Annotated in this window: 21 protein-coding genes; 11 read left to right on the top strand and 10 right to left on the bottom strand. The window is 66.3% G+C overall.

Annotation, left to right across the window (positions count from 1 at the left end; all coding sequences use genetic code 11):
• Window positions 1-33: 33 nt before the first annotated feature.
• Window positions 34-1,263, top strand: a complete 1,230-nt coding sequence (locus U5775_RS34390; protein ID WP_322062593.1) for a patatin-like phospholipase family protein — start codon at window positions 34-36, stop codon at window positions 1,261-1,263.
• Window positions 1,264-1,322: 59 nt separating this feature from the next.
• On the opposite strand, the gene U5775_RS34385 is transcribed toward U5775_RS34390, so the two are convergent.
• From U5775_RS34385 to U5775_RS34375, 3 genes are all read right to left on the bottom strand, one after another.
• Window positions 1,323-2,168, bottom strand: a complete 846-nt coding sequence (locus U5775_RS34385) for a carbohydrate ABC transporter permease (protein ID WP_322062590.1) — start codon at window positions 2,166-2,168, stop codon at window positions 1,323-1,325.
• Entirely contained in the window at window positions 2,165-3,073 is a 909-nt protein-coding gene (locus U5775_RS34380) for a sugar ABC transporter permease (protein ID WP_322062589.1), read from the bottom strand. Before U5775_RS34380 ends, U5775_RS34385 begins: the two co-directional genes overlap by 4 nt.
• Before the next feature lie 238 nt (window positions 3,074-3,311).
• Window positions 3,312-4,556, bottom strand: a complete 1,245-nt coding sequence (locus U5775_RS34375; protein WP_322062588.1) for a sugar ABC transporter substrate-binding protein — start codon at window positions 4,554-4,556, stop codon at window positions 3,312-3,314.
• Window positions 4,557-4,970: 414 nt separating this feature from the next.
• Here U5775_RS34375 and U5775_RS34370 point away from each other — a divergent pair, with 414 nt between their 5' ends.
• From U5775_RS34370 to U5775_RS34360, 3 genes are all read left to right on the top strand, one after another.
• Window positions 4,971-5,744 carry an SDR family oxidoreductase gene (locus U5775_RS34370; RefSeq protein WP_322062587.1) on the top strand — a complete coding sequence of 258 codons (774 nt, stop codon included), beginning with the start codon at window positions 4,971-4,973 and terminating at the stop codon, window positions 5,742-5,744.
• 77 nt (window positions 5,745-5,821) lie between these two features.
• Window positions 5,822-6,886 carry a sn-glycerol-3-phosphate ABC transporter ATP-binding protein UgpC gene (locus U5775_RS34365; protein ID WP_322062586.1) on the top strand — a complete coding sequence of 355 codons (1,065 nt, stop codon included), beginning with the start codon at window positions 5,822-5,824 and terminating at the stop codon, window positions 6,884-6,886.
• An 87-nt stretch (window positions 6,887-6,973) separates the two neighbouring features.
• A complete protein-coding gene (locus U5775_RS34360) occupies window positions 6,974-7,843 on the top strand; it encodes a MurR/RpiR family transcriptional regulator (RefSeq protein ID WP_322062585.1) in 870 nt (289 codons plus the stop codon).
• A gap of 22 nt (window positions 7,844-7,865) precedes the next feature.
• On the opposite strand, the gene U5775_RS34355 is transcribed toward U5775_RS34360, so the two are convergent.
• The 3 genes from U5775_RS34355 to U5775_RS34345 all read right to left on the bottom strand — a co-directional run bounded on the left by U5775_RS34355 (window position 7,866) and on the right by U5775_RS34345 (window position 11,179).
• A complete protein-coding gene (locus U5775_RS34355; protein ID WP_322062584.1) occupies window positions 7,866-9,329 on the bottom strand; it encodes a cytochrome P450 in 1,464 nt (487 codons plus the stop codon).
• Window positions 9,330-9,393: 64 nt separating this feature from the next.
• Complete coding sequence (locus U5775_RS34350) at window positions 9,394-10,260, bottom strand: IclR family transcriptional regulator (protein WP_322062583.1); 867 nt, start codon at window positions 10,258-10,260, stop codon at window positions 9,394-9,396.
• A gap of 16 nt (window positions 10,261-10,276) precedes the next feature.
• Window positions 10,277-11,179, bottom strand: a complete 903-nt coding sequence (locus U5775_RS34345; protein ID WP_322062592.1) for an IclR family transcriptional regulator — start codon at window positions 11,177-11,179, stop codon at window positions 10,277-10,279.
• 279 nt (window positions 11,180-11,458) lie between these two features.
• Here U5775_RS34345 and U5775_RS34340 point away from each other — a divergent pair, with 279 nt between their 5' ends.
• The 7 genes from U5775_RS34340 to U5775_RS34310 all read left to right on the top strand — a co-directional run bounded on the left by U5775_RS34340 (window position 11,459) and on the right by U5775_RS34310 (window position 18,656).
• Window positions 11,459-12,418 carry an MBL fold metallo-hydrolase gene (locus U5775_RS34340; RefSeq protein WP_322062582.1) on the top strand — a complete coding sequence of 320 codons (960 nt, stop codon included), beginning with the start codon at window positions 11,459-11,461 and terminating at the stop codon, window positions 12,416-12,418.
• 48 nt (window positions 12,419-12,466) lie between these two features.
• Window positions 12,467-14,191, top strand: coding sequence for an FAD-dependent oxidoreductase (locus U5775_RS34335; protein WP_322062581.1), 1,725 nt, complete (start codon window positions 12,467-12,469; stop codon window positions 14,189-14,191).
• A gap of 91 nt (window positions 14,192-14,282) precedes the next feature.
• Window positions 14,283-14,513, top strand: a complete 231-nt coding sequence (locus U5775_RS34330; protein ID WP_322062580.1) for a DUF2783 domain-containing protein — start codon at window positions 14,283-14,285, stop codon at window positions 14,511-14,513.
• A gap of 306 nt (window positions 14,514-14,819) precedes the next feature.
• A complete protein-coding gene (locus U5775_RS34325; protein ID WP_322062579.1) occupies window positions 14,820-16,037 on the top strand; it encodes a cyclic nucleotide-binding domain-containing protein in 1,218 nt (405 codons plus the stop codon).
• Between the two features lie 9 nt (window positions 16,038-16,046).
• Entirely contained in the window at window positions 16,047-16,862 is an 816-nt protein-coding gene (locus tag U5775_RS34320) for a flagellar motor protein (RefSeq protein ID WP_322062578.1), read from the top strand.
• A 21-nt stretch (window positions 16,863-16,883) separates the two neighbouring features.
• Window positions 16,884-17,573 carry a flagellar motor protein MotB gene (locus U5775_RS34315; protein WP_322062577.1) on the top strand — a complete coding sequence of 230 codons (690 nt, stop codon included), beginning with the start codon at window positions 16,884-16,886 and terminating at the stop codon, window positions 17,571-17,573.
• 189 nt (window positions 17,574-17,762) lie between these two features.
• Complete coding sequence (locus tag U5775_RS34310) at window positions 17,763-18,656, top strand: restriction endonuclease (protein WP_322062576.1); 894 nt, start codon at window positions 17,763-17,765, stop codon at window positions 18,654-18,656.
• Between the two features lie 111 nt (window positions 18,657-18,767).
• Here U5775_RS34310 and hydA read toward each other — a convergent pair whose 3' ends face one another.
• The 4 genes from hydA to U5775_RS34290 form a co-directional block, all read right to left on the bottom strand.
• Window positions 18,768-20,225, bottom strand: a complete 1,458-nt coding sequence (gene hydA, locus U5775_RS34305; protein WP_322062575.1) for a dihydropyrimidinase — start codon at window positions 20,223-20,225, stop codon at window positions 18,768-18,770.
• Between the two features lie 45 nt (window positions 20,226-20,270).
• Entirely contained in the window at window positions 20,271-21,788 is a 1,518-nt protein-coding gene (locus U5775_RS34300) for an NCS1 family nucleobase:cation symporter-1 (RefSeq protein ID WP_322062574.1), read from the bottom strand.
• A gap of 46 nt (window positions 21,789-21,834) precedes the next feature.
• Window positions 21,835-23,112: an NAD-dependent dihydropyrimidine dehydrogenase subunit PreA gene (preA, locus tag U5775_RS34295; RefSeq protein WP_322062573.1), complete on the bottom strand. Its 1,278-nt coding sequence runs from the start codon at window positions 23,110-23,112 to the stop codon at window positions 21,835-21,837.
• Window positions 23,113-23,220: 108 nt separating this feature from the next.
• The gene (locus tag U5775_RS34290) at window positions 23,221-24,606 is read right to left on the bottom strand and encodes an NAD(P)-dependent oxidoreductase (protein WP_322062572.1); all 1,386 of its coding nucleotides are present in this window, start codon (window positions 24,604-24,606) and stop codon (window positions 23,221-23,223) included.
• Window positions 24,607-24,613: the final 7 nt, after the last annotated feature.

Genomic DNA, 24,613 nt, shown 5'->3' with positions numbered 1-24,613 from the left:
GTCGTTCGTGGTGAGCCACGGCTGGTTCATGCAATGAGCGAACTCCATAACGTGGATGGCGGGGCGCCGTCCACGCCCCCGAAGCGCGGCAAGGCCGCCGGGGCGACGCACACGCATCACGCGCGCTGCCTCGACTACGAAACCGTCGCGCTCGTACTGCAAGGCGGCGGCGCGCTGGGCGCGTATCAGGCCGGCGTGCTCGAGGGGCTGCACGAAGCGCGCATCCCGCTCAACTGGGTCGCGGGCATTTCGATCGGCGCGCTCAATACGGCCATCATTGCCGGGAACGAGCCGTCCATGCGGGTGCCGCGGCTGCGCGCGTTCTGGGAGACCATCTGCAAGCCGGGGTTCACGCCGGCGTTGCCCGTGACGTTCGAACAGATGCTGTTTGCGGCGTCCGACGCAACGCGCTCGATGCTGACGGCGCTCCAGGCGGCCAGCGCCGCCACGCAGGGCCAGCACGGCTTTTTCGCGCCGCGCGTGCCGATGCCGCTACCGTGGCAGGCGAACGTGCCCGAGCGCGTGAGCTGGTACGACACCACGCCGCTCAAGGCCACGCTCGAGCGGTTCTGCGATTTCGGACGGATCAATTCGGGCGAGACGCGGGTGTCGGTGGGCGCCGTGAACGTCGCGACCGGCAACTTCGTCTATTTCGACAACACGCGCACGACGCTGCGCGCCGAGCATTTCATCGCTTCGGGCGCGTTGCCGCCGGGTTTCGCGCCTGTGGAAATCGACGGCGAGTTCTACTGGGACGGCGGCGTGGTATCGAATACGCCTTTGAGTGAAGTTCTCGGCGCCTTGCCGCGCCGCGACACGCTCGTGTTCCAGGTCGATCTCTGGTCCGCGCGCGGGCCTGTGCCGCAGACGCTGGAAAACGTGGGCGTGCGCGTGAAGGACATTCAGTATTCGAGCCGCACGCGCCTCGTGACCGACATGCTGCAACGCGAACAGCGCTACCGGCACCTGTTGCGCGAATTGCTCCAGCGCGTGCCGCAAGCTGCGCGCGAAGGCGACCGTCTCTGCAAGGTTGCCGAGAATCTCGCTTGCAGCAAGCGCTATAACGTGTTGCAACTGATCTATCAGCAACAGAAGTTCGAGCGCGGCGACAAGGACTACCAGTTCGGCAGGACCACCATGCAGAGTCACTGGGATGCGGGGCTGAGCGACATTCGCCGCACGCTCGGCAACGACACCTGGCTCGATTTGCCCACCAATCAAACGGGCTTCGTCACGCACGACATTCATCGCGTCGGCGAATAAGGCGAACGGCGCCGGCGTTCCATGCCGCCTTATTGCGCTTGTTTGCGCTTATTGGTGGCTTATTTCACGGCCCCGAGCGCGAGCCCCTTGACCATATAGCGTTGCAGCCACGCGAACACCACGGAGACCGGCAGCGTGGCCGCGAGCGTGGCCGCCATCACGAGCTCCCATTCCACGGTGTATTTGCCGGCCACCATGTCGGTGACCTGCACGGTGAGGGTTTTGTTCTCGGGCGAGCGGATCAGCGTATAGACCACGGCAAACTCGTTCCACGCGCTGATGAACGTGAAGATCGCCGTCACCACCACGGCGGGCACCGCGAGCGGCAGAAACACGCGCAGCACGGCGCCGCTGCGGCTGCAGCCTTCGAGCCATGCGGACTCCTCAAGATCGCGCGGCACGGTCTGGAAATACGACGACAGCATCCACACCGCGAATGCAATATTGAACGCTGCATATGAGACGATCACGCCGAGCTTCGAATCGACGAGATTGCCGTCGCCATAAGGGATCATCGCGGCGAGCCGGAACAGGCCGACCACCAGCAGGATAGGCGAAAGCATCTGCGTGACGAGCAGGAACTGCCGGTAGAGCCCGCGTCCGCGAAACGGAAAGCGCGCGAGCGCGTAGGCGGCGGGCAGGCTCACGGCCAGCGCGAGCGCCGTGGAGAGGCACGAGATCACGATGCTGTTGCGCAGCGCGACGCCGAAGTTCGCGGCCTGCCACATGTCGACATAGTTCTCCCAGCGCCAGTGCATGGGCAGCCAGCGCGCCGGATAGACGAACACTTCCGAGGCGGGCTTGAACGAGGTGAAGAACATCACCGCGAACGGGAACAGCACGGCCACCACGAGCGGCGAAAGCGCGAGCCAGCACCAGATCGAACGTTTGAGCTTGCGGTTCATGCCAGGTCTCCTTCTGCGTTGCCACCGCGCTTTGCCTGCACACGCAGGTAGACCACCGAAAAGGCGAACAGGATCACGAGCATGATGAGCGAGACGGCGGCTGCTTCGCCGGGCCGGCCCAGGCGGAAGCCCAGCTCGTAGAGATAGGTCACGAGAATGTGCGTGCTGTCGTCGGGGCCGCCTTGCGTCATCACCCAGATGATGGGGAACGAGTTGAACACGTAGATCACGTTGAGCAGGATCGCCATGTTGATGAAGGGCTTGAGCAGCGGCAGCGTGAGCCGGCGGAACTGCTGCCAGGCGCTCGCGCCGTCGATGCGCGCGGCTTCGTAGATGTCGCCGGGCACCGAGGAGAGGCCGCCCAGCAGGATCGTCGTGGTGAACGGGATCGAGACGAGAATGCCCACGGCGATCTCGACCGGAAACGCGTATTGCGGCGTGGCGAGCCAGTGGATCGGCCCCGAGATCATGCCGAGGCGCTGCAGCGTGACGTTGACCATGCCGTAGTCGTCGTTGAAGGCCCAGCGCCAGACCACGGCGGTCATGGTGAGCGAGACCGACCACGGCAGCATGACGATCGTGCGGGCGATGCCGCGTCCGTAGAAGTCCTGATTGAGTATCAGTGCGACCGGCACTGAGATCAGCACGGTGCCCACCACGACGCAGAACGTCCAGATCAGCGTGTTCTGGAGCGCGCTCAGGAACACCGGGTCCGCGAACACGTTGTAGAAGTTCTGCAAGCCGCTGAAGCCGCGAATCTGGCCGAAGCGCGAAACATCGTGCAGCGACTGGTACACGATGTTGAAGATCGGATAGCTGATGATGAAAAGCGCCAGCACCAGGCTCGGCACGATCAGGAGCCAGGGGGCGCGGGGCACGGCGACGGCACGTTGTGAGCGGCTCATGCGGTTCGTTGGGCGGGTGGGTTCGGGCGTCACGCCCTTTGCCGGACCGGCTGGCGGCGTTTGCTTCAGAGGACCCAGAGTCATGGCGTGGCGCGTCCGGTATTGCGGGTTGTTGCGGGTTGTTGCGAGCCGTTGCATGGGCGAACCGGCGCGCCGCGTAGCGATTGCCAGGCTACGCCGCGCGCCGGTTCTTGCGGCGATCAGGCGCCCGGCGCGTTGCCGGGCTGCGCGCCGCGAGTTACTTGCCGAGCGACTTGTTGGCGTCGGCGGCGGCCTGGTTCAGCGCGTCGGCGGGCTTGGCCTTGCCGAGGTAGATCGCCTGCATCGCGTTGGTCACGGCCTTGGCAGTGTCTTCCCAGCCCGTCACGGTCGGCGCGAAGCGTGCATGCGGCAGCAGCGCGACGAACGCCTTGGTGTCCGGATCCTGGAACGCCGGGTCGGTGGCCTCGGCCTTGGTCGTCGGCAGGAAGCCTTCGGTGCTCGTGAACTCCACGCGCGGCTGCTTGGTGAACAGGAAGTCGAGGAACTTCCAGGCGCTCTTCTTCACCTTCGAGTTCTTGAACATCATGATCGAGTCCGTGACCGCATAGGTCGCCTGCGTCGTGCCCACCGGGATCGGATCGATGCCGTACTTGATGTTCGGCGCTTCCTTCTTGAGCTGCTTGGCGAGGAACGGCGCCGAGATCATCATCGCCACGCGGCCCTGCTTGAAGAGGTTCTGCACGTCTTCGCGGCTGTAGCCGGTCACGCCCGGCTCCGTGAGCCCTTCGTCGATCATGGTCTTGTAGAGCGTGGCGGCCTTCACGCCGGCCGGCGAATTGAACGCGGCCTTGCCGTCCTTGCCCACCACGTCGCCGCCGTTGGTCCACAGCGCATAGTAGAAGTACACGTCGGTTTCGATTTCCTTGCCCTGCAGACCGAAGCCCGCGATGCCCTTGGCCTTGAGCTTCTTCGAGGCGTCGATCACGTCGTTCCAGGTTTTCGGGCCGTTCGGATAGCCCACCGAAGCGAGCATGTCCTTGTTGTAGTAGAGCGCGCGCGCGGAAGCCGCGATCGGCAGGCCGTAGATCTTGCCGTTGATTTCGCCGGGCGCGAGGAACGGGCCGATGAAGCGGTTCTTGAAGTTCGCGTCCATGTAGGGATCGAGCGGCTCGGCGATATCGTCCTTCACGAAGTCGAGCAGCCAGCGCGTGCCGATGATCGCGAGGTCGGCGTTTGCGCCTCCCGAGATGTCCGTTTGCAGCTTCTGTTGCAGCGAGTCCCAGTTCACGTCTTCGATCTTGATCGTGGTGCCGGGATTGGCGGCCTCGAATTGCTTGGCCATTTTCTCGAAGTACGGCGCCGTGGCGTCGCTGTAGTGGGCGACGGTCACGCGGACGGTGTCGGCGTGCGCCGCGGCGGCCATGCCTGCCGCCGTGATCCCGACCGTGAGCGCGGCGGCGAGCTTGCCGAGCGTGATAGATGCACGTGCCTTAAACGCCATTCTCAGTCTCCTGTGTTGATGGGGAGCGGGTGCTTGAGCGCCTCGTCCCATCCCATGCGGGGTGGTTGCTGGTTGGTTTTTCGGTTCTTGCCGCCGCCGTGGACCCGGCATCGCGTGGTTCGTCGCGTCGTTCGTATTGCGTTGTTTGAAAAAATCCTACAGGATGAAAAAAGCGTTGTCACCTGGGAAACGCGAGATTGTTTTCTGCTCCTGAATTTGCCTAACATGCCGTAAAACATGGGGTAAATTGCGCGATCCACTATGTGGGACGCCTGCGTGTAAACCCGCGTTCGTTTGAACATCGAACGATATGAAACGTGTGATTGTTGGAAATTTACAGAGCCTTGAGCCGGACTGGCGGGGTTGGCCGGATCGCCGGCAAGCGCTTTGAACCGATATGCGGAGAGTTCGAACATGAGCCGGGTGGTGCTGGTGACGGGCGCGTGCGGCGGCATTGGCCGTGCGCTATGCAAGCGGTTTCACGAGGCGGGCGATACCGTGTTCGCGCTCGACCGCGACGCGTCGGGCGTGCAGGCGCTGGCCGATGAATTCGGCGCTGCGCGCCTCGAGGCGCTGGCCGCCGACGTGAGCGATCAGGTCGCGGTCGAAGCCGCGGTCGCGCGCGCCGTGGCCGCGCGCGGTCCGGTGGACGTGGCCGTGGCCAATGCGGGCGGCGCGCTCGGCACCACGCTCGCGCATACCGACGCCGCGAGCTGGCGCCGCGACATCGACCTGAACCTGAACGGCACTTACTACACGGTCGAGTCCGTGCGCGCCTCGATGATCGAGCGCGGGCGCGGCGTGCTCGTACTCGTTGGCTCGGTGAACGGGCTCGCCGCGCTCGGCCATCCCGCGTACAGTGCGGCGAAAGCGGGGCTCGTGAGCTACACGAAGGCGCTGGCGATGGAGCTCGGGCCGCACGGCATTCGCGCGAATATCGTTTGCCCCGGCACCGTGAAGACGCCCGCGTGGCACGCGCGCGTGACGCAGCATCCAAAGATATTCGAAGAACTAAAGAAATGGTATCCGCTCGGCGACGTGGCCACGCCCGAGGACATCGCCGACGCCGTGCAGTTTCTCGCCTCGCCGCAGGCGCGCGTGATTACCGGCGTGGCGCTGCCGGTGGACGCGGGCCTCATGGCCGGCAACCGGCTGATGGCGAACGAGCTCACGCTCGATCCGTTCTGAGGCGAGAGCGCAGAGCGCGCAGCGATAAAAGCACGAACCCACCCGCACGGCAAGCAACGACAGCACACGAGGACAGCATGGCAGCGGTACAACTGAACGGCATCTACAAGCGCTACGGCGACACCCAGGTCGTGCACGGCGTGGACCTCGACATCGCGGACGGCGAGTTCGTCGTGCTGGTCGGGCCTTCGGGTTGCGGCAAGACCACGCTGATGCGCATGATCGCGGGACTCGAAGACATCAGTGGCGGCGATCTCACCATTGGCGGCACGCGCGCGAATACGCTGCCGCCGCAGCAGCGCAACGTCTCGATGGTGTTCCAGAGCTACGCGCTCTACCCGCATCTCTCGGTCTACGACAACATCGCGTTCGGGCCGCGCATCCGCAAGGAGCGCGAAGCGGGCTTCAAGCCGCGCATCGAGGCCGCCGCGAAGATGCTGAATCTGTCGAGCTATCTCGACCGTCTGCCGCGCGCGCTTTCGGGCGGCCAGCGCCAGCGCGTCGCGATGGGCCGCGCCGTGGTGCGCGAGCCTTCGCTGTTCCTGTTCGACGAGCCGCTCTCGAATCTCGACGCCAAGCTGCGCGTGCAGATGCGCACGGAAATCAAGGCGCTGCATCAGCGCCTGCGCAACACGGTGGTCTACGTCACGCACGACCAGATCGAAGCGATGACCATGGCCGAGCGCATCGTCGTGATGAACGCGGGACGCATCGAGCAGATCGGCAAGCCGCTCGATCTCTACGACCGGCCGGGCAATCTGTTCGTGGCGAGCTTCCTGGGCTCGCCTTCGATGAATTTCGCCACGGGCAGCGTGATGAGCGACGCGCGCGGCACGGCGCTCGTGCTCGAAGACGGCGTGCGCATTGCGATTCCCGAGGGCCGCGCGCAGGCCGGCGCGCGCGTGACGCTGGGCATACGCCCCGAGCACATCGAAACGCAGGGCGGCGAGGTGCCGTTCAACGTCGAGGTCATCGAGCCGACTGGCGCGGAGACGCACTTGTACGGGAAAATAGGCGGCACCACATGGTGCGTCACGACGCGCGCGCGGCCCGGCATCGAACCGGGGCAGCGCATGACGCTGGGCCTGCCTCTCGCGCACCTGCATCTGTTCGATACCGAAAGCGGCAAGCGGCTCGATTGACGAAAAGGGTGCACGCGGGATCCATGCGGGCTGCGCGGGCGACCTTGCGATCCATGCACCTTCCACGGCTCATCCACGGACAACAGCTTGCCGGTCTCCAACCTGATCCATCACATCCGCAACGTAGCGGAGTCGCTGCGGCCCGCCGAACGCAAGGTCGCGGAGATGGTGCTCGCCGACATCGACTTCGCGATGCGCGCGAGCATCACCGAGCTCGCGCTGCGTGCCGAGGTGTCCGAGCCTTCGGTCACGCGCTTTTGCCGCGCGGTGGGTGCGCACGGCCTGCGCGACTTCAAGATGCGGCTTGCGCAGAGCGCGGCGGGCGGCCTGCCGTTCGCCGCGGCGCGGGAAGTCGCGAGCGGCGACACCACGCGCGTCGGCATGCTGCTCGACAGCGTGGCGGAGCAGGTGGTGCAGGGCGTGAAGCACGCGCGCGCCTCGCTCGATCCGGCCGTGTTCGAGGCGGCGGTGGCCGCGCTCGGCAGCGCGCGGCGCGTTTATTTCTTCGGCGTGGGGGCGGGCTCGGGGCTCGTGGCGCAGGACGCGGCGCTGCGCCTGCTGCGCCTGGACATTGCGGCGAGCGCGTTTATCGACGCGCAATTGCAGCGGCTCTATGCCGGTTTGCTCGAACCCGGCGACGTGGCGTTCGCGATCTCGCAGTCGGGCCGCAGCGTGGAGGTGAACGAGAGCATCCAGATCGCGAAGGAGCGCGGCGCGACCACCATCGCGCTCACGAATGCGGGCTCGCGGCTCGCATGGGTGGTCGACATCCCGCTGCTGTTGCGCGTGCCGGTGGCGGAAGAGCCGCAAGCGCCCGGCGTCTCGCGCATCGCGCATCTCGCGGTGATCGACGCGCTCGCGATGGGCGTGGCGCTCGGGCTTGGCCCGAAGGCGCTCCAGAAGATGCGCGATGCGCAGACGCGCAGCGGCGAAGAGGACATCGAAGTGAAGGAGTGAGCCGCACGCGGCTGATGGCTGTTTATCGCCGCCGCTTCGTGAGCTTCACCGGCATGGTGTCGGGCACCATCGTGAACGCCGAGACCTCGTTGATTTTCGCTGGATCGATGGCCATCTCGATCGAGAATTCGTTCATCAGCATCGAGAGCGCGAGACGCATTTCCACCGTCGCGAGATGGCGTCCCGGGCACACGCGCGGCCCCGCGCCGAACTGCAGATACGCACGCACGTCGTGCGCGCCGCCGTTGGACTCCTGCGCGCCGCCGCGTTCTCCCTTGTGCATCCAGCGCCAGGGATCGTAGCGCTGCGGATCGGCGAAATGCTTCGCGTCGATCATGGCGGGTCGCGCCACGAAGAACATGCGCGTGCCCTTGGGCAGCGCCACGCCGTCGAGCACCACGTCTTCGAGCGGCTCGAACGAATGCACGGCCGCCACGGGCCGCAGACGCGTCGCCTCGATGCAGATCGCCTCGAAGATATCGAGCTCCTTGAGCGTGGCGTAGTCGGGGCAGACGGGAGCCTCGCCGAGCACGCGGTGCGCTTGTTCGCCCAGATGCGTTTGCAGGTGCGCATCCGCCGCGAGACAGGGCAGCGTCCACGCGATCGAATCGGCGGTGGTGTCCTCGCCCGCGAGCAGGATCGTCAGGACGTTGGCACGGATCTGCGCGTCGGTGATCGGCGCGGCGCCCGGCTCCGCCTGGGCCTGCTGCTGTTGCACGAGCATCGCTTCGAGCAGGTTGCGCGGCGTTTCGGCGGCCTCGTCGCGCATGCGTTCGCGTGCGCGCGCCATCATCGCGTCGACATAGCGATGAACTTCGGATAACGAATGATCGAGCTTGCGGTCCGCGGGCAGCTTGAAGTAGCGCCAGTACGGAAAGAGCGCGTTGATGCGGCCCATCACGCTCGGCAGGATGCGCTCCAGATGCTCCTGGATCACGCCGTGATCGCGCTCGAGCGTGCGCGGGTCTTCGCCGAACGCGAGCGCGCTCGTCACGTCCACCGTGAAGCGCTTGAGGTCGTCGGTCATCTCGACGGTCTCGCCGCGCTCGGCCGCGCGCAGCCAGCGCGTGCGCAGCCGCGCCGTGATTTCGGCGAGCGTGGGATAGAACGCCTTGATGGTGGGAATCGAGAGCGCCTGCATCACGAGGCGGCGCTGCGGCTCCCATGCCGCGCCTTCCGCCGAAAAGAGCCCGTTGCAGCCCATTTCCTCGAGCACCGCCTCGACGGGCTGATAACGCCGGTAGCGGTGCGGACGCTCGCGCATGATCTGCTGGATCAGCTCGGGGTCGGTCCAGATCGTGATGGGGATGCTGCCTACCTGGAAACGATATGGAGTGCCAAGCTCCTCGGCCCAGCGTTCGAGGATCAGATGCAGCCGCGCGGGCGAGAGCTGCAGCAGATTGCCGACGAGCGGCAGGCCGCGCGGGCAGGGCAGGTCGGCGACCGAGCGCTGCGCCGCGTGGGAACCGGTGGAGGCCGTGCTCATGAGCGCTTCCTTTGGGGGCTGCGGGTTGGGTTGCGCGGGATTGCCTTGCTGCCGTGGCAGCCGATTATAGCGGCGCGGTTCCGGCCACGTAGCCGAAGCGGCGCGACAGACGCTCGGCCGCCGCGGTCAGCCGCTGCGCGCTGTCGCCGTGGTTCGCGGGGTCGAAGTTGCCGGACGGTCCCATCAGCGCGAGCACGAGGCACACCTTGCCGGTGTGATCGAACACGGGCGCGGCCACGGTGCTGATGCCGGGGATCGGATTGCCGAGCGCCGTGTCGAGCCGTTGCGCGCGGATCGCCGCGAGGCGTTCGGCGTAGCGCGGGTCGGAGGTTGCCTGTTGAGATGACGACGGCGCGCCGGCCAGGCGCAGGCCGTCTTGCGCGAGCAGCTCGGCGCGCACGTCGTCGTCGAGCCATGCGGCGAATACTCGGCCGATGGCCGTGTTCACGATCGACATGACCGTGCCCGGCCGCAGGCTCACGTGCAGGGGCCGCGGCGACTCTTCGAGGCGCACGACCGTGGGCCCGAGCGGCCCCGGCACCGCGAGCGCCACGCTCATGCCCGTGCTGGCGGCGAGATCGACCAGCTCGGCATCGGCTTCGCGCACGGGCGAGAGGCGCGCGAGCCCCAGCAAGCCCAGTTCGAGGCTCAAGGGGCCGGCTTCGTAGCGGCCCGCTTCGTCGCGCGCGAGCAGGCCCGTCTTCAGCAGGCTCACGAGGTGGGGGAAGGCCTTCGCGCTGGGCATGCCAGCCGCCGCCGCGAGGTCGCGCAGCGAGAGCGGCGTGCCGGCCGCGACGAGTGCGGCGAGCAGCTCGCCCGTGACGTCGAGCGCCTGGATGCCGCGCTGCGGCTTGTCGGCGGATTCCGGCTGCGCGGAAGGATCGGCGCGGGCTTCGTCCGTCTCGGCGGACGGGGTGCGGGCTCGGGGCATGGTGGCGGGTTCAGTTCTAATTTGACGCGGAGGACGCGGAAGAAGCAGGGAAGGCGGCCTCGGCGATCTCGCGCGCGGCTTCGCACAGCGCGCGCACGAGCGCGCCTGCCGGGCGCACGTCGAGCGTACCGCTCGCGCCGATGGCCGTGAGCGTGAGGCGCAGCGCGCGCTGCGCATCGAGCACCGGCACGCAGACGCTGCTCACGCCGGGGCTGGGCGCGTCGATGCCCGATTCGAAGCCGCGCGCGCGGATGGCGTCGAGCGTGGCCGCGAAGGCCGCGTCGCGTTCGGGCGCGGCGGCTTCGCTCGACGTCGCTGCGCTGGCGGCGCCGCTGTCCGCCGTGCCGCGCCAGACCGGCTGCGCCGTCTGGTTGGCCCACATCGCGCGCAGCGCGGCTTCGTCGAGGAACGCGCAGAACACGCGGCCCGTGGACGTGGCCGGCAGCGACATCACCGTGCCCACGTGCAGGTTCACGTGCAGCGGCAGGCTCGCGTGCTCGTAGCGCACGATGGTCGGCCCCTGCGGACCCGCGATGCAGAGCGCGACGCTGCAGTTGTGCGCCTGCGCGAGCGCCGCCGCGCGCGGCACGGCCTCGCGCAGCGCGGGCTCCTGCGCCAGATGCAAGAGGCCGAGGCGCAGCGCGAGCGGCCCCGCCTCGTAGCGCCCGGAAAGCGCGTCGCGCTTGATCAGGCCGAGCCGCGTGAGGCTCACCAGATAGGCGTGCGCCTGGCTCGACGCGATTTCGGCGCCCGCCGCGAGATCGCTGGGCGCGAGCGGCACGCGGGCGTCGGCGAGCACGCGCAACAGGCGCGCGCCCACTTCCACGCTCTGGATGCCGCGCTGCGTCTTCCCGGCGCCGGCGTCCGCATCGGGCGGGGTCGGCTGCGACGGCGTGGCGGCGCGCGCGTTGCGAGGAATCTTCACTCGTTGTCTCGGGCTGAAAAAGGGTCCATGTTAACCGAACGGCGCGCGAACACACGCCGCCTCGGTATTTGCATATGGCTAGTGTATTCGCTATTGACAAATAAAAACGGGCGGGCGATCATGGCCTCACCCCGGCAAAACAGCGGCTCATTCACAACCAGACGGGGCGAGACAAACCGGCGGGCGCCCCGCGCGCCCGGCCATCGGCGCCTGCTCGCGCAGGCGGTGCTGCCTCGCTCCGTTGTTCGTTCCCCAACCGATACGGAGACTCAGATGGCAAAGGCGTTCGCATCGCAGGCCGATCTCGAAGAGAAGCAGGTCACCTTCACGCAGCTCTCGGAAAACGCCTACGCGTACACCACGGAAGGCGACCCGAACTCGGGCGTCATCATCGGCGACGACGGCGTGCTGATCGTCGACACCACGGCCACGCCCGCGATGGCGCAGGACCTCATCGCGAAGATCCGCAGCGTCACGGACAAGCCCATCAAATACGTCGTGCTCTCGCACTATCACGCGGTGCGCGTGCTGGGCGCCTCGGCGTATTTCAACGAAGGCGCGCAGCAGATCATCGCGAGCCGCGGCACGTACGAAATGATCGTCGAGCGCGGCGAAGCCGACATGAAGTCGGAAATCGAGCGCTTCCCGCGCCTCTTTGCAGGCGTGGAGACGGTGCCGGGCCTCACGTGGCCCACGCTCGTGTTCGAGAAGGAAATCACGCTGTTCCTCGGCAAGCTCGAAGTGAAGATCGCGCACCTGGGCTCGGGCCACACGAAGGGCGACACCGTGGTGTGGCTGCCGCAGCAGAAGGTGCTGTTCTCGGGCGACCTCGTGGAATACGACGCGGCCTGCTATTGCGGCGACGCCCAGCTTGCCGAATGGCCTTCCACGCTCGAAGCGCTGCGCTCGCTCGGCGCCGAAAAGCTCGTGCCGGGCCGCGGCCCCGCGCTCGTCACGCCCGAAGAAGTGAACCAGGGCCTCGACTACACGAAGGACTTCGTGACGACGCTGCTCTCCCAGGGCCGCAAGGCGGTCGAGCAAAAGCTGGATCTCAAGCAGTCCATGGCGCTCACGCGCGAAGCGATGGACCCGAAGTTCGGCCACGTCTTCATCTACGAGCATTGCCTGCCGTTCGACGTGTCGCGCGCTTATGACGAGGCGAGCGGCATCACGCATCCGCGCATCTGGACCGCGCAGCGCGACAAGGACATGTGGGACGCGCTGCAGGATTGAAGCGGAGATTGGGCGGATCTTGAGGACCAGGTGGGTGGAGACAAAACAATGATCGATTATCAGACGCTGACCTTCGAATACACGCGTTGTAGCGAGCAACACCCGGACGCCGCCGCTGGCGTGCGTCCGGTCGTGGTGGTGGGCGCGGGGCCGGTGGGCCTCGCCACGGCGATCGACCTCGCGCAGCACGGCTTGCCCGTGGTGCTCGTGGACGACGATTGCACGCTCTCCACGGGCTCGCGCGCCATCTGCTTTTCGAAGCGCTCGCTCGATATCTTCGACCGGCTCGGCTGCGGCGAGCGCATGGTCGAGAAGGGCGTGAGCTGGAACGTGGGCAAGGTGTTCCGCAAGGACGAGCTGGTCTACACCTTCAACCTGCTGCCCGAAAGCGGCCACCATCGGCCTGCGTTCGTCAATCTTCAGCAGTACTACGTGGAAGGCTTCCTGCTCGAACGCGCGCAGGCATTGCCCAACCTCGAGATTCGCTGGAAGAGCAAGGTCACGGGCATCGCGCAGCGCGGCACGCCGGGCGCGGCGCAGGGCCCGGAAGCGGCGCACGTGGCGCTCGAGATCGAGACGCCCGACGGCCCGTACGAACTGCTCGCGCGCTACGTGGTGGCGGCGGACGGCTCGCGCAGCCCCGTGCGCAAGCTCATGGGTCTCGACAGTCACGGCCGCACCTTCAAGGACCGCTTCCTGATCGCCGACGTGAAGATGGAAGCCGACTTCCCCACCGAGCGCTGGTTCTGGTTCGACCCGCCGTTCCATCCGAACCAGTCGGTGCTGCTGCATCGCCAGCCCGACAACGTCTGGCGCATCGACTTCCAGCTCGGCTGGGACGCCGACCCGGTGCTCGAAAAAACGCCCGAACGCGTGATCCCGCGCGTGCGCGCATTGCTCGGCCCCGACGTGAAGTTCGAGCTGGAGTGGGTGAGCATCTACACGTTCTCGTGCCTGCGCATGGACAGCTTCCGCCACGGCAACGTGCTGTTCGCGGGCGACTCGGCGCACCTTGTTTCGCCGTTCGGCGCGCGCGGCGCGAACAGCGGCTTCCAGGACGGCGAAAACCTCGCATGGAAGCTCGCGATGGTGCTGGAGCAAAGCGCATCGGACGCGCTGCTCGACACCTATGCGAGCGAGCGCGAATACGCTGCCGACGAGAACCTGCGCAACTCCACGCGCTCGACCGATTTCATCACGCCGAAGAGCGCGGTGAGCCGCGTGTTCCGCGACGCCGTGCTGACGCTCGCACGCGAGCACGCGTTCGCACGGCAACTGGTGAATAGCGGACGGCTTTCGGTGCCTGCGGTGCTGCACGAGTCGACGCTCAATACTGCCGACGAAGACGCCTTCGCGGGCCAGATGGTGCCGGGCGCGTCGTGCGCCGACGCGCCCCTGGTCGACGCGCAGGGCGCGCCGCAATGGCTGCTCGCGCAACTCGACGGACGCTTCACGGGGCTGCTGTTCTGCCGCGCCGGCTCGGCGCTCGAAAGCGGGACGCGCGCGGCGCTCGACGCGCTGGCGCGAGGCCCGGTGCCGATGCACTTCGTGGCGGTGCTCGATGGCGAAGGCGCGGCGCCCGAAGGCTTGCCGCCGGGCACCGCGGTGATGCACGACGCCGAGGCCCTGGCCGCGCAACGCTACGGCGCGCAGGACGGCGCGTTCTATCTGATCCGGCCGGATCAGCACGTGTGCGCGCGCTGGCGTCATGCCGACGCGCCGCGCGTCGAGCACGCGCTCAAGCGGGCGCTGTGCGTGGCCGGTACGGCTTGATGCGGCGAAGCAAGGCGGCGCGCGCGATCTGCCGCCGCCTTCCGGTTTCATCGCGCGGACGAAAAGAATTCAGCCTTGCATGGAGACAACGATGCTCAACACCCAACCCAACCTCACCCGCCCCGACGACTTCTACGAGGCGCTCATCGACATGCATCGCGATCTGGACGACGCGCAGAGCCAGTCGGCCAATGCGCAATTGATCCTGCTGCTCGCGAATCACGTGGGCGAGCACGAGGCGCTGATGGATGCGATCCGCTTCGCGCGTGCGGGTGCGATCGCGCCGCCCACGAACGGAGCTGTCGGCAAGCTTGCCGCCTGAGCGCGAGCATGGCCGGGCGCATCGCGCGTCCGGCCATTAATCCGCACGGTTGTGCTTTGCGCAGGTTTCTCAGGCGCAATCGTTTGCGCTTGCCGATTTCGCCAGCAAACGCGCCGCGCGCATCGCATCGCGCGTAATCCCGCCTTCGGTCTGCCCGCGAGCGCTGCGCGCAGCAACGCACGCCGATTCAAGAACCCCCGTCCGCGAGCCGTAAACGGCATTGACGAGACCCCGTTCGACCGCGCCGGCGCGGGCCGGCCAGCTTACGGGATCGACAAAAAAGACATCCGCTTACGGGGTATTACCTTGAATCGCAGTCAAACATGGTCGCGCACCGCCGCGCCGGGCGAAGTGATCTATTCGGAGGGCTTCGCGGGCGAGCGCGTGCTCTTCGTCATCGCCGAAGGCAAAGTCGAAATCTCCACACGTTGCGACGAAAAGCGGGTCGTGACGGCTACGCTCGGCCGGGGCGAATTCTTCGGCGAAAGCACGCTGCTGGGCACCGAGCCGCGTCCGAGCACAGCCAAGGCGCTCACGTTCTGCCAGTTGACGGTCGTGCCCGCGAGCATCGTCGAGGACGAGCTCGAGCGCGTTTCGCCGCTCCTGCGCCATGTCGTGCGCACGATGATCCGCCGCACCAAGGCCAAGGACGATCTGCTCGCCACCTACACGCACGCCGACTTTCTGCCGGGCGTTCTCTCGTATGCCCACGTGCTCTCGCTGCTGGCCGGCGCCGAGCGCACCGAGCGCGCCGACGCGAAGGGCGGCTGGTCACGCCAGGGCAGCGCCGCGGGCGAGGTGAGCGTCGCGCTGGCCGAGGTGGTGCACAAGTGCCGCGCCGTGGCGGGACATTCGCGTCCGCACGTGATGGCCATGCTGCGCCGCATGGAAAAACTCAATCTCGTCGCGATCGAGTCGGGCCTCGTCTCGTCGCATCTGGCGGGCGGCGATGCCGGTGAAGGCGCGCTGGGCCGCCAGGTCGTCACGTTCGATCCCGTTCGTATCGTCGAGCGCGCCGCGATGGTGGCCGATCACGATCTCGACGTTTCGATCAACAGCGAACTCGAGCTGATCGAGCTCGCCGACCTCGAAGCGCTGATCGGCGTCGAGCGCAAGCTGCTGCTCAACAAGCTCTCGCACGACGAGATCGCCGACGAGCTGTTCGCGTTCAGGAAGTCGAAGGTGCTCAATTTCGTCGAGCAAAAGGGCGTGTCGTATTTCACGCGGCGCGTGAGCCGCGGCTCGGGCGAGCTCAACGCGCTCGACGACCTGCTCTTCGTCGATCAGCGCACGCTGTTCGAGGCCGTCAATGCGCTCGACAGCTATGACCTCGCCAAGCTGCTGGCCTCGCTCGAAGACAAGGCGGTTTCGGAGCGCTTGCTCTCGGTGATGTCGGAGGCGCGCAAGAACGAAGTTTCGTGGCTCATGCGGCGCGAAATCCAGGCCGATCCCGTGGAGATCGAGGCGATCGAGCAGCGCCTCATTGGCGCGGTGCGCGAGATCAAGGCGAAGGGCGCGCAATAAGGGAGGCGTATGGATTTGTCGACTTTGTTCGGAGTCCTGCTGGGTGGCGCCGCGATCGCGATCGGCTTTGCGCTCGAAGGCGGGCGGTTTGCCTCGCTGCTGCAGCCCGAGGCGCTGCTGGTCGTGCTGGGCGGCACGCTGGCGGCGGTGATGATCCAGAACACGTGGGCGCGCTTCTTCGACGCGATGCTGCGCCTGCGCACGGTGTTCGTGCGCGCGCAGCAGGTGGACGAAACGAGTCTTGCCGCCGTGCTGGAATGGGGCGATCAGGCCAAGCTCAACGGCATGCTCGCGTTCGAGTCGATGGACGGCAGCGGCATTCATCCGTTTGCGCGGCGCGGGCTCGAATTGCTGGCCAGCGGCGTCTCGACCGCCGTGCTCGAAGACGCGCTCCATCGCGAGCTGGAAGCGTATGGGCGCACGCATATGGCGGCCGCGCGCGTCTGGCAGCAGGCGGGCGGCTATGCGCCGACCTTCGGCATCCTCGGCTCGGTGCTGGGGCTCATTCAGGTGACCGCGCATCTGGTCGAGCCCTCGCAGCTCGGGCAGGGCATCGCCGTGGCGTTCGTCGCCACGCTCTATGGGCTTGCGCTGGCCAATCTCGTGTTCTTGCCGCTCTACGGCAAGATGCGCGCGCACATCGAAAGCGAGCTGCGGCTGCGCAAGCTCTATCTGGACGGCTTGCTCGCCATCTCGCGCAAGGAAACACCGCATACGATCGCGACGCGGCTCGCGGGCGAAGTCGGCGGGCGTAGCGCGGGCTCGCCGGGCGAGGCGAGTGCGTGGTCGCGGCAGGGCGCGCAGGCCAATGCGTCGGTTAACTGAGACGCCGGTGCGCATTCAAACATGAAGACTTCATCGGAAAGCCGGGCGGCGCACGAGATGCTGGTGAACGCCTTTGACCGCGACCACGACGACGAAGGCGGCGAGCACTCCGGCCGCTGGCTGCTCTCCTACGCGGACCTCATCACCACGATGATGGTGCTGTTTCTCGCGCTCTACGCGATGCAGCTCGCGAAGCACCGCGAACAGGCGATCCGCACGCAGTCGCTGGCGGCGGCGCCGGCGTCGGTTGCCCGCGCGCCGGCCGCGCGGCCGCGGGCTGCCGAAAGCGCCCTGCTGGCGTCGCTCGACCCACTGCGCGAGCGCGGCGAGATCACGATCGTGCCCGCCGCGCATGGCCTGGAGATCGGCATCAACGCGAAGCTGCTGTTCAACGCCGGGGACGCGACGCTGCTGCCCGATTCGTTCGGTGTGCTAAGCCGTGTCGCGCGCGTGCTGGCGCAGGTGCCTGACGGCAACATCCTTGTCGAAGGCCACACCGACAGCACGCCGATCTCGAATGCGCGCTATGCCTCGAACTGGGAGCTTTCTTCGGCGCGCGCGGGCGCCGTCGTGCGCTATCTGGTGGAACGGGGCGTCGAGCCGCATCGCCTCGCGGCGATCGGCCGGGCCGACAACTTCCCGCTCGTTGCCGGCACCGACCCTGCAAGCCGCGCGCTCAACCGGCGCGTGACGATTGTGGTGCAGTATTGATGGGTACGGACACGGCAGATTGGCAACTTGAATTGTTGAAAATTGATGCTCTTTGATGAGTTGCGTTCCAGACTTTCGAGCCAGTCGCTATGATTGAGGCCGTTACCGGTCAGGCACAGTGTCAAATTTGCACTCGACTGAGACTCCCGGCGCGCCACAACTGAGGCATAGCAACCAACGAGGACAATCATGGCGGACGTTACCCGCCGCCGTACAGGCGAGCTTTTACGCGAATTGTTTGCGATCCTTCTTGCTCATCCGGAGGGCCTGGCAGCGCGCACGGCGCTTCTGTCTCTGGAGCAAAACGTAACGCTTACGGATTACGAAACAGGTGAGTACGATTCCGGCGGACGCCGGTTCGAAAAGATCGTCCGCTTCGCTACGGTCGATTGTGTCAAGGCCGGTTGGCTCGTAAAGAACAAAGGTATCTGGCTTGTGACGGAAGAGGGACGGGACGCCTACGAGAATCTGAGAGATTCCGAGACCTTCTATCGTCGCGCGGTAAAGCTTTATCAGGAGTGGAAAGCAACTCAACCGGATTCTGAGCCCAATACTCCTGAAGAACCAGAAGACAATTCGAGCGGCAAGGCTGCGAGCATCACGCTGGAAGAGGCAGAAGAACAAGCGTGGGATGAGATTGCTCAGTACCTCCATCAAATGAATCCATACGACTTCCAGTCGCTCGTTGCAGACTTGCTGCGGGCGATGGGGTACTACGTTGACTGGGAAGCGCCTCCCGGCAAGGATGGTGGGCTCGATATTCTCGCTTGGCCCGATCCCTTGGGCACCAAGCCGCCGCGCATAAAAGTACAGGTGAAACGGCAGATATCGGCCGTGACAGTAGAGGGCGTGCGCTCGTTCCTTGCGGTCCTCGGCGACGAGGATGTGGGGCTATTTGTCGCCTTGGGAGGATTCACGCGCGATGCCGTGGAAACGGCGCGAAATCAGGAGAGGCGCAGACTGACCCTTATCGATATTCGAAAGCTTCATGAGCTTTGGGTCACATACTACAAAAATCTAAGCGACGAGGCACGTCGACGCATGCCGTTGCGCCCTGTGTATTTTCTGTCGCCCGAAGGCTGAGATTGATATTTCCCGACGCGCTTTTTGGCTTTTTCGCCCGCAGCGCCAAGGAAATGCGATGCACGGAGGGACATACGTCTTGATTTTCTCACCGCGCATCGCATACGCACATTACTTCACCACATCCCCCTCGCGATGCACGGGCTGCGTCTCCTTCAACTGCTTTGCGAGCCGCGACGCCTGCAGATAGCCCGGATTCGCGGGCCGCTTCAGGTAGCGCCCCGCGCCGCGCCGCGCGCGCAGATCGCCGTCCGCCCACACGAGCTCCCCTTGCGAAACGGTATGCGTGGGCACGCCGCGCACCGTCATGCCTTCGAACACGTTGAAGTCCACGTTCTGATGATGCGTCTTCACTGAGATCGTGCGCGTGCCCTGCGGGTCCCAGACCACGAGATCGGCGTCGGCGCCCACGGCCACCGCGCCCTTGCGCGGATAGAGGTTGAAGATCTGCGCCGCGTTCGTGGACGTCACGCGCACGAACTCGTTCGGCGTGAGCCGTCCCGTGTTCACGCCCTGATCCCATAGCACGGCCATGCGATCCTCCACGCCGCCGCATCCGTTAGGAATCCGTGTGAAATCGTTGCGGCCCATGGCTTTCTGCGAGGCGCAGAACACGCAGTGATCGGTGGCCGTGGTGTGCAGGAGGCCGCCTTGCAGCCCACGCCAGAGCGCGTCGCGATGCTCCTTGGTGCGGAACGGCGGGCTCATTACGTGCGCGGCGGCACGCGTCCAGTCGGGGTCGCGGTACACCGCCTCGTCGATCACGAGATGGCCCGCGAGCACTTCGCCAAAGACACGCTGGCCCTCGGAGCGCGCCCGCGTAATGGCTTCGAGCGCGTCCTTCGCGGAGACGTGCACGATATACACGGGCACGCCCAGCACCTGGGCGATGCGGATCGCGCGGTTCGCGGCTTCGCCTTCGACCTCGGGCGGGCGCGAAAGCGGATGCGCCTCTGGCCCGGTGAAGCCGCGCGCGAGCAACTGCCGTTGCAACTGGAACACGAGCTCGCCGTTTTCGGCGTGCACGGTGGGCAGCGCGCCCAGTTCGAGCGAGCGCGCGAAGCTGTTCACGAGGATCTCGTCGTCGGCCATGATGGCGTTCTTGTACGCCATGAAGTGCTTGAAGCTCGACACGCCGTGGTCCTGCACGAGCAGCCCCATGTCGCGATGCACGCTCTCGTCCCACCACGTCACGGCCACGTGAAAGCCGTAGTCGGCGGCGGCCTTCTCGGCCCAGCCGCGCCACTCGCGGAACGCGTCCATGAGCGGCTGCTTCGGGTTCGGAATCACGAAGTCGATGATCGACGTCGTGCCGCCCGCGAGACCCGCGGCCGTGCCGCTAAAGAAGTCGTCGCTCGCCGTCGTGCCCATGAAGGGCAGCTCCATGTGCGTGTGCGGGTCGATGCCGCCCGGCATCACGTATTGGCCGCCCGCGTCCACTACGGCGGCGCCCGCGGGCGCGTCGAGATTCTCGCCGATCGCCTCGATAATGCCGTTCTCGCAGAGCACGTCCGCGCGATAGCTCTTGTCCGCGTCGACGACGGTGCCGCCTCGAATCAGGATCGCCATGATGCAATGTCTCCTTCGGTTACATGTCTGGATGTTCGTGTGTGCTTATGCACTCGCGATGCTCGGCCTGCGGCTCTTGCCCAGCTTCATCAGCACGCCGTAGACAAGAGCCGCAATCGCGAGCCCCACGAACCACGCATAGGTATAGAGTCCTTTGAACGCGTCGGGCACCGAGGGAAACGCATTCGGAAACGCCACGTTCAGGAAGCCCGGCAGATTCGGCAGCACGCCCGCCGCCAGCGCGATCACGGCGGCGATGTTCCAGCCGTTCGAGTAAGCATATTCGCCGTTTTCCTCGAACAGTTGTTCGGTGTCGAGGCGTGTGCCGCGAATCAGGAAATAGTCGACCATGAGAATGCCCGCCACCGGACCGAGCAGCGCCGAATAGCCCACCAGCCACGTGAAGATATAGCCCTGCGTGGTGGCCAGAATCTTCCACGGCATCATCACGATGGCGATGGTCGCCGTGATCAGGCCGCCCGCCTTGTATGAGATGCCCTTGGGCCAGAGGCTCGAAAAATCGTAGGCGGGCCCGACCAGATTCGCCGCGAGATTGCAGCACATGGTGTCGAGCGTGAGGATTACGAGCGCGATGCCCACGCCGATGCCTTCCATGCGGCTCGTCACGTCGATGGGGTCCCAGATCGCCTTGCCGTAGATCACCACGGTGGCCGAGGTGACCACGACCGAGACCACCGAGAGCAGCGCCATCGGGATCGGCAGGCCGAGCGCCTGGCCCACGAGTTGATCCTTCTGCGTCTTCGCGAAGCGCGTGAAGTCGGGAATGTTGAGCGCGAGCGTGGCCCAGAAACCGACCATCGCCGTAAGGCCAGGCCAGAAGGTGGCCCAGAACAGCCCGGCCTTCTTGCCGCCGGGCGCAAACTGCGAGGGCTGCGAAAGCATCGAGCCCACGCCGCCCGCCTTCGAGCAGGCCCACCAGACCAGCGCCACGCACATCACGACCTTGATGGGCGCCGACCAGCTTTCGAGCCAGCGGATCGAGTCGGTGCCGTGCAGGATGAAGTAGAGCTGCAGCGCCCAGAAGATCAGGAAGCACGCGCCCTGGGCGATTGAAATGCCGAGAAACGGCAGCGCGTCGCCCACCAGCGCGTTATGCGTGAGGATATTGGCGAGCGTGTAGATCGCGCTGCCGCCGAGCCACGACTGAATGCCGTACCAGCCGCAGGCCACGATGGCGCGCAGCATCGCGGGCAGCTTCGCGCCCTGGGTGCCGAACGACGAGCGCACGAGCACCGCATAGGGAATGCCGTATTTCGCGCCCGCGTGGCCGATCAGCAGCATCGGCACGAGCACGATCACGTTGCCGAGCAGCACCGTGATCACGGCCTGCCACGGCGACATGCCCTGCTCGGTGAGCCCGGCCGCGAGCATGTACGAGGCGATGTTCATCACCATGCCCACCCATAGCGCGGCGAAGTGATACCAGCGCCAGGTGCGCTGCGCGGCGCCCGTGGGCGCGAGGTCGTCGTTGTATAGCTCGCTGGCGCTGCGGCGCGCGTGCGCGTCGCTGTCTACACCACCGCTTGCTGCTGGCTGGCTCATGGTGCGGGTTCTCCGTGACTGCTCGTTGTGGGTGGGTTCGAAAGGCTCAGGCCGCCTTCGGATCGGCCACGCTGGCCGGATTGTTCGGATGCGTGGTCCAGTTCGCGTAACGGGCCGAGTCGACGCGCTCCATCGTGATGCATTGGTCGACCGGGCAGACATGCATGCATAAATTGCACCCGACGCAGTTCGCATCGATCACTTCGAAGTGACGCTTGCCGTCGCGCGTCGCCGTGATCGCCTGGTGCGAGGTGTCTTCGCAGGCGATATGGCACAGGCCGCACTGGATGCAGCGCTCCTGATCGATGCGCGCCTTGATGTCGTAGTTCAGATTCAGGTATTGCCAGTCCGTGACGTTCTGTACGGCGCGGCCGCGAATCGCATCGAGATTCGCGTAGCCCTTGTCGTCCATCCAGTTCGAGAGCCCATCGATCATGTCGTTGACGATTCGGAATCCGTAATGCATTGCGGCAGTGCATACCTGCACGCTTCCCGCGCCCAGCACCATGAATTCGGCCGCGTCGCGCCAGTCGGAAATGCCGCCGATGCCCGAGATCGGCAGGCCCTGGGTTTGCGGGTCGCGGGCGATTTCGGCCACCATGTGCAGCGCGATCGGCTTCGCGGCGGGGCCGCAGTAGCCGCCGTGCGTGCCCTTGCCGTCCACGGTGGGCAGCGGTGCCATGACGTCGAGGTCCACGCCCACGATCGAGTTGATGGTGTTGATGAGCGAGACGCCGTCCGCGCCGCCCTTGTACGCGGCGCGCGCGCCGTGGCGGATATCGGTCACGTTGGGCGTGAGCTTCACGAGGCAGGGCAGGCGCGTGCCTTCCTTCACCCAGCGCGTGACCATCTCGATGTATTCGGGCACCTGGCCCACCGCCGCGCCCATGCCGCGCTCGCTCATGCCGTGCGGGCAGCCGAAGTTCAGTTCGACGGCGTCGGCGCCGGTGTCCTCGACCAGCGGCAGGATCCATTTCCAGTCGTGCTCGTTGCAAGGCACCATCAGCGAAACGATCAGCGCGCGATCGGGCCAGTCGCGCTTCACCTGCGCGATCTCCTTGAGGTTCACGTCGAGCGGCCGGTCGGTGATGAGCTCGATGTTGTTCAGCCCCGCGATGCGCTGGCCGCGCCAGGTGGTGGCGCCGTAGCGCGAGCTCACGTTCACCACGTGCGGGTCGAGCCCGAGCGTCTTCCAGACCACGCCGCCCCAGCCTGCCTCGAAGGCGCGATTCACGTTCCAGGCCTTGTCGGTGGGCGGCGCGGAAGCGAGCCAGAACGGGTTGGGCGATTCAATACCGGCAATCGTGCAGCGTAGATCGGCCATGATGCGGCTCCTTGTCGATCCGGAGTGAGCGCTTTAGCGCTTGCTCAGGTCCCCATGCAAAGCATGGGGCGTTCGTTTTATCGGGTGTACGCGTGGTGCTCGCGCGGCTCATGCCGCTTTCGCCGCCTGCGCGGCGAGGTAGCGGTCGATCGCGCGCGCGGCGAGCTTGCCGTCCTGCACGGCCTGCACGGTGAGATCGGTGGCGCCGTGGCCCGCGCAATCGCCGCCCGCCCAGACGTCCTCGAGCGAGGTTGCGCCATCGGCATCCACGGCGATGCGCACGCCGCCATGGGTCAATTGCAACGCTTCGAGCCCTGCGGGCAGCAGTTTCTGGCCGATCGCCTTGAGCACCATGTCCGCCTCGATGCGCTCGATTTCGCCGGTGCCTTGCAGCGCGCCGTTTGCGTCGAGCGCCGTGCGCTCGAATTCGACGGCCTCGACTCGGCCCGCGCCCACGATCCGCAGCGGCTTCATCCACTCGACGATCGTCACTCCCTGAGTGCGCGCGAACTCCTGCTCGGCCCACGTGGCGCTCATCTGCGCGCCGCCGCGCCGGTACGCGAGCGTGACGTGCTCGGCGCCGAGCTTGCGGCTTTGCACGGCGGCGTCGATGGCGGTGTTGCCGCCGCCGATCACCACGATGCGGCGGCCCACGGGCAGCGTGGCGAGGTCGCTCGCCTCGCGCAGCCGGGCGATGAAATCGACGGCGTCGCGCACGCCTTCGAGCGCCTCGCCTTCGATGCGAAGCGCCTGCGTGCCGCCCAGGCCGATGCCGATGAACACCGCATCGTAGCGCTCGCGCAACGCATTGAGCGTGAAATCGCGGCCCAGTTGCTTGCCTGTTTCGATCGAGATGCCGCCGATGGAGAGCAGCCACTCGACTTCGCGCTGGGCGAAATCGTCGACGGTCTTGTACGCGGCAATGCCATATTCGTTGAGCCCGCCGGGCTTCTCGCGCGCATCGAACACCGTAACGGTGTGCCCGGCCAGCGCGAGCGTATGCGCGCACGCGAGACCCGCGGGGCCGGCGCCGACCACGGCCACGCGACGCCCCGTTTCGCTCGTGCGTTTGAAGAGCGGCGCCGCGCCAACAGCCTCGCGCGCCATCTGGTAGTCGGTGGCATGGCGCTGCAGCGCGCCGATCCGAACCGGTTCGCCATCCTGATGATTTCGTACGCAGGCGCCTTCGCAGAGGATTTCGGTGGGGCACACGCGCGAGCACATGCCGCCGAGCGGATTGGCGCTCAGGATGTCGCGCGCCGCGCCCTTGAGATTGCCGTTGCCGATCTTGCGGATGAAGCTCGGGATATCGATGCCGGTGGGGCAGGCCGCGACGCAGGGCGCGTCGTAGCAGTAATGGCAGCGGTCGGCGGCCACCACGGCGGCGTCGGCGGAAAGGGGCGGCGAGACATCGGCGAAATTGCAGCCGAGTTCCTCTGCGCTAAGGCGTCCTGCGGCGATGCCGTGCGTGGCACGCGAGTTCGAGTGGGACATCCGGATG

It is taken from the genome of Paraburkholderia sp. J63 (assembly GCF_905220245.1).
Taxonomy (GTDB): Bacteria; Pseudomonadota; Gammaproteobacteria; order Burkholderiales; family Burkholderiaceae; genus Paraburkholderia.
Note: the sequence above shows the minus strand (reverse complement) of the source record. Positions and strands in the feature narration are given on the sequence as shown.

Bases quoted from the DNA above. Each gene is read 5' to 3' on its own strand.
- U5775_RS34390 (WP_322062593.1), top strand. From the start codon at position 34: ATGAGCGAACTCCATAACGTGGATGGCGGGGCGCCGTCCACGCCCCCG.
- U5775_RS34385 (WP_322062590.1), bottom strand. From the start codon at position 2,168: ATGAACCGCAAGCTCAAACGTTCGATCTGGTGCTGGCTCGCGCTTTCG.
- U5775_RS34380 (WP_322062589.1), bottom strand. From the start codon at position 3,073: ATGAGCCGCTCACAACGTGCCGTCGCCGTGCCCCGCGCCCCCTGGCTC.
- U5775_RS34375 (WP_322062588.1), bottom strand. From the start codon at position 4,556: ATGGCGTTTAAGGCACGTGCATCTATCACGCTCGGCAAGCTCGCCGCC.
- U5775_RS34370 (WP_322062587.1), top strand. From the start codon at position 4,971: ATGAGCCGGGTGGTGCTGGTGACGGGCGCGTGCGGCGGCATTGGCCGT.
- U5775_RS34365 (WP_322062586.1), top strand. From the start codon at position 5,822: ATGGCAGCGGTACAACTGAACGGCATCTACAAGCGCTACGGCGACACC.
- U5775_RS34355 (WP_322062584.1), bottom strand. From the start codon at position 9,329: ATGAGCACGGCCTCCACCGGTTCCCACGCGGCGCAGCGCTCGGTCGCC.
- U5775_RS34350 (WP_322062583.1), bottom strand. From the start codon at position 10,260: ATGCCCCGAGCCCGCACCCCGTCCGCCGAGACGGACGAAGCCCGCGCC.
- U5775_RS34340 (WP_322062582.1), top strand. From the start codon at position 11,459: ATGGCAAAGGCGTTCGCATCGCAGGCCGATCTCGAAGAGAAGCAGGTC.
- U5775_RS34335 (WP_322062581.1), top strand. From the start codon at position 12,467: ATGATCGATTATCAGACGCTGACCTTCGAATACACGCGTTGTAGCGAG.
- U5775_RS34330 (WP_322062580.1), top strand. From the start codon at position 14,283: ATGCTCAACACCCAACCCAACCTCACCCGCCCCGACGACTTCTACGAG.
- U5775_RS34320 (WP_322062578.1), top strand. From the start codon at position 16,047: ATGGATTTGTCGACTTTGTTCGGAGTCCTGCTGGGTGGCGCCGCGATC.
- U5775_RS34315 (WP_322062577.1), top strand. From the start codon at position 16,884: ATGAAGACTTCATCGGAAAGCCGGGCGGCGCACGAGATGCTGGTGAAC.
- U5775_RS34310 (WP_322062576.1), top strand. From the start codon at position 17,763: ATGGCGGACGTTACCCGCCGCCGTACAGGCGAGCTTTTACGCGAATTG.
- hydA (WP_322062575.1), bottom strand. From the start codon at position 20,225: ATGGCGATCCTGATTCGAGGCGGCACCGTCGTCGACGCGGACAAGAGC.
- U5775_RS34300 (WP_322062574.1), bottom strand. From the start codon at position 21,788: ATGAGCCAGCCAGCAGCAAGCGGTGGTGTAGACAGCGACGCGCACGCG.
- preA (WP_322062573.1), bottom strand. From the start codon at position 23,112: ATGGCCGATCTACGCTGCACGATTGCCGGTATTGAATCGCCCAACCCG.
- U5775_RS34290 (WP_322062572.1), bottom strand. From the start codon at position 24,606: ATGTCCCACTCGAACTCGCGTGCCACGCACGGCATCGCCGCAGGACGC.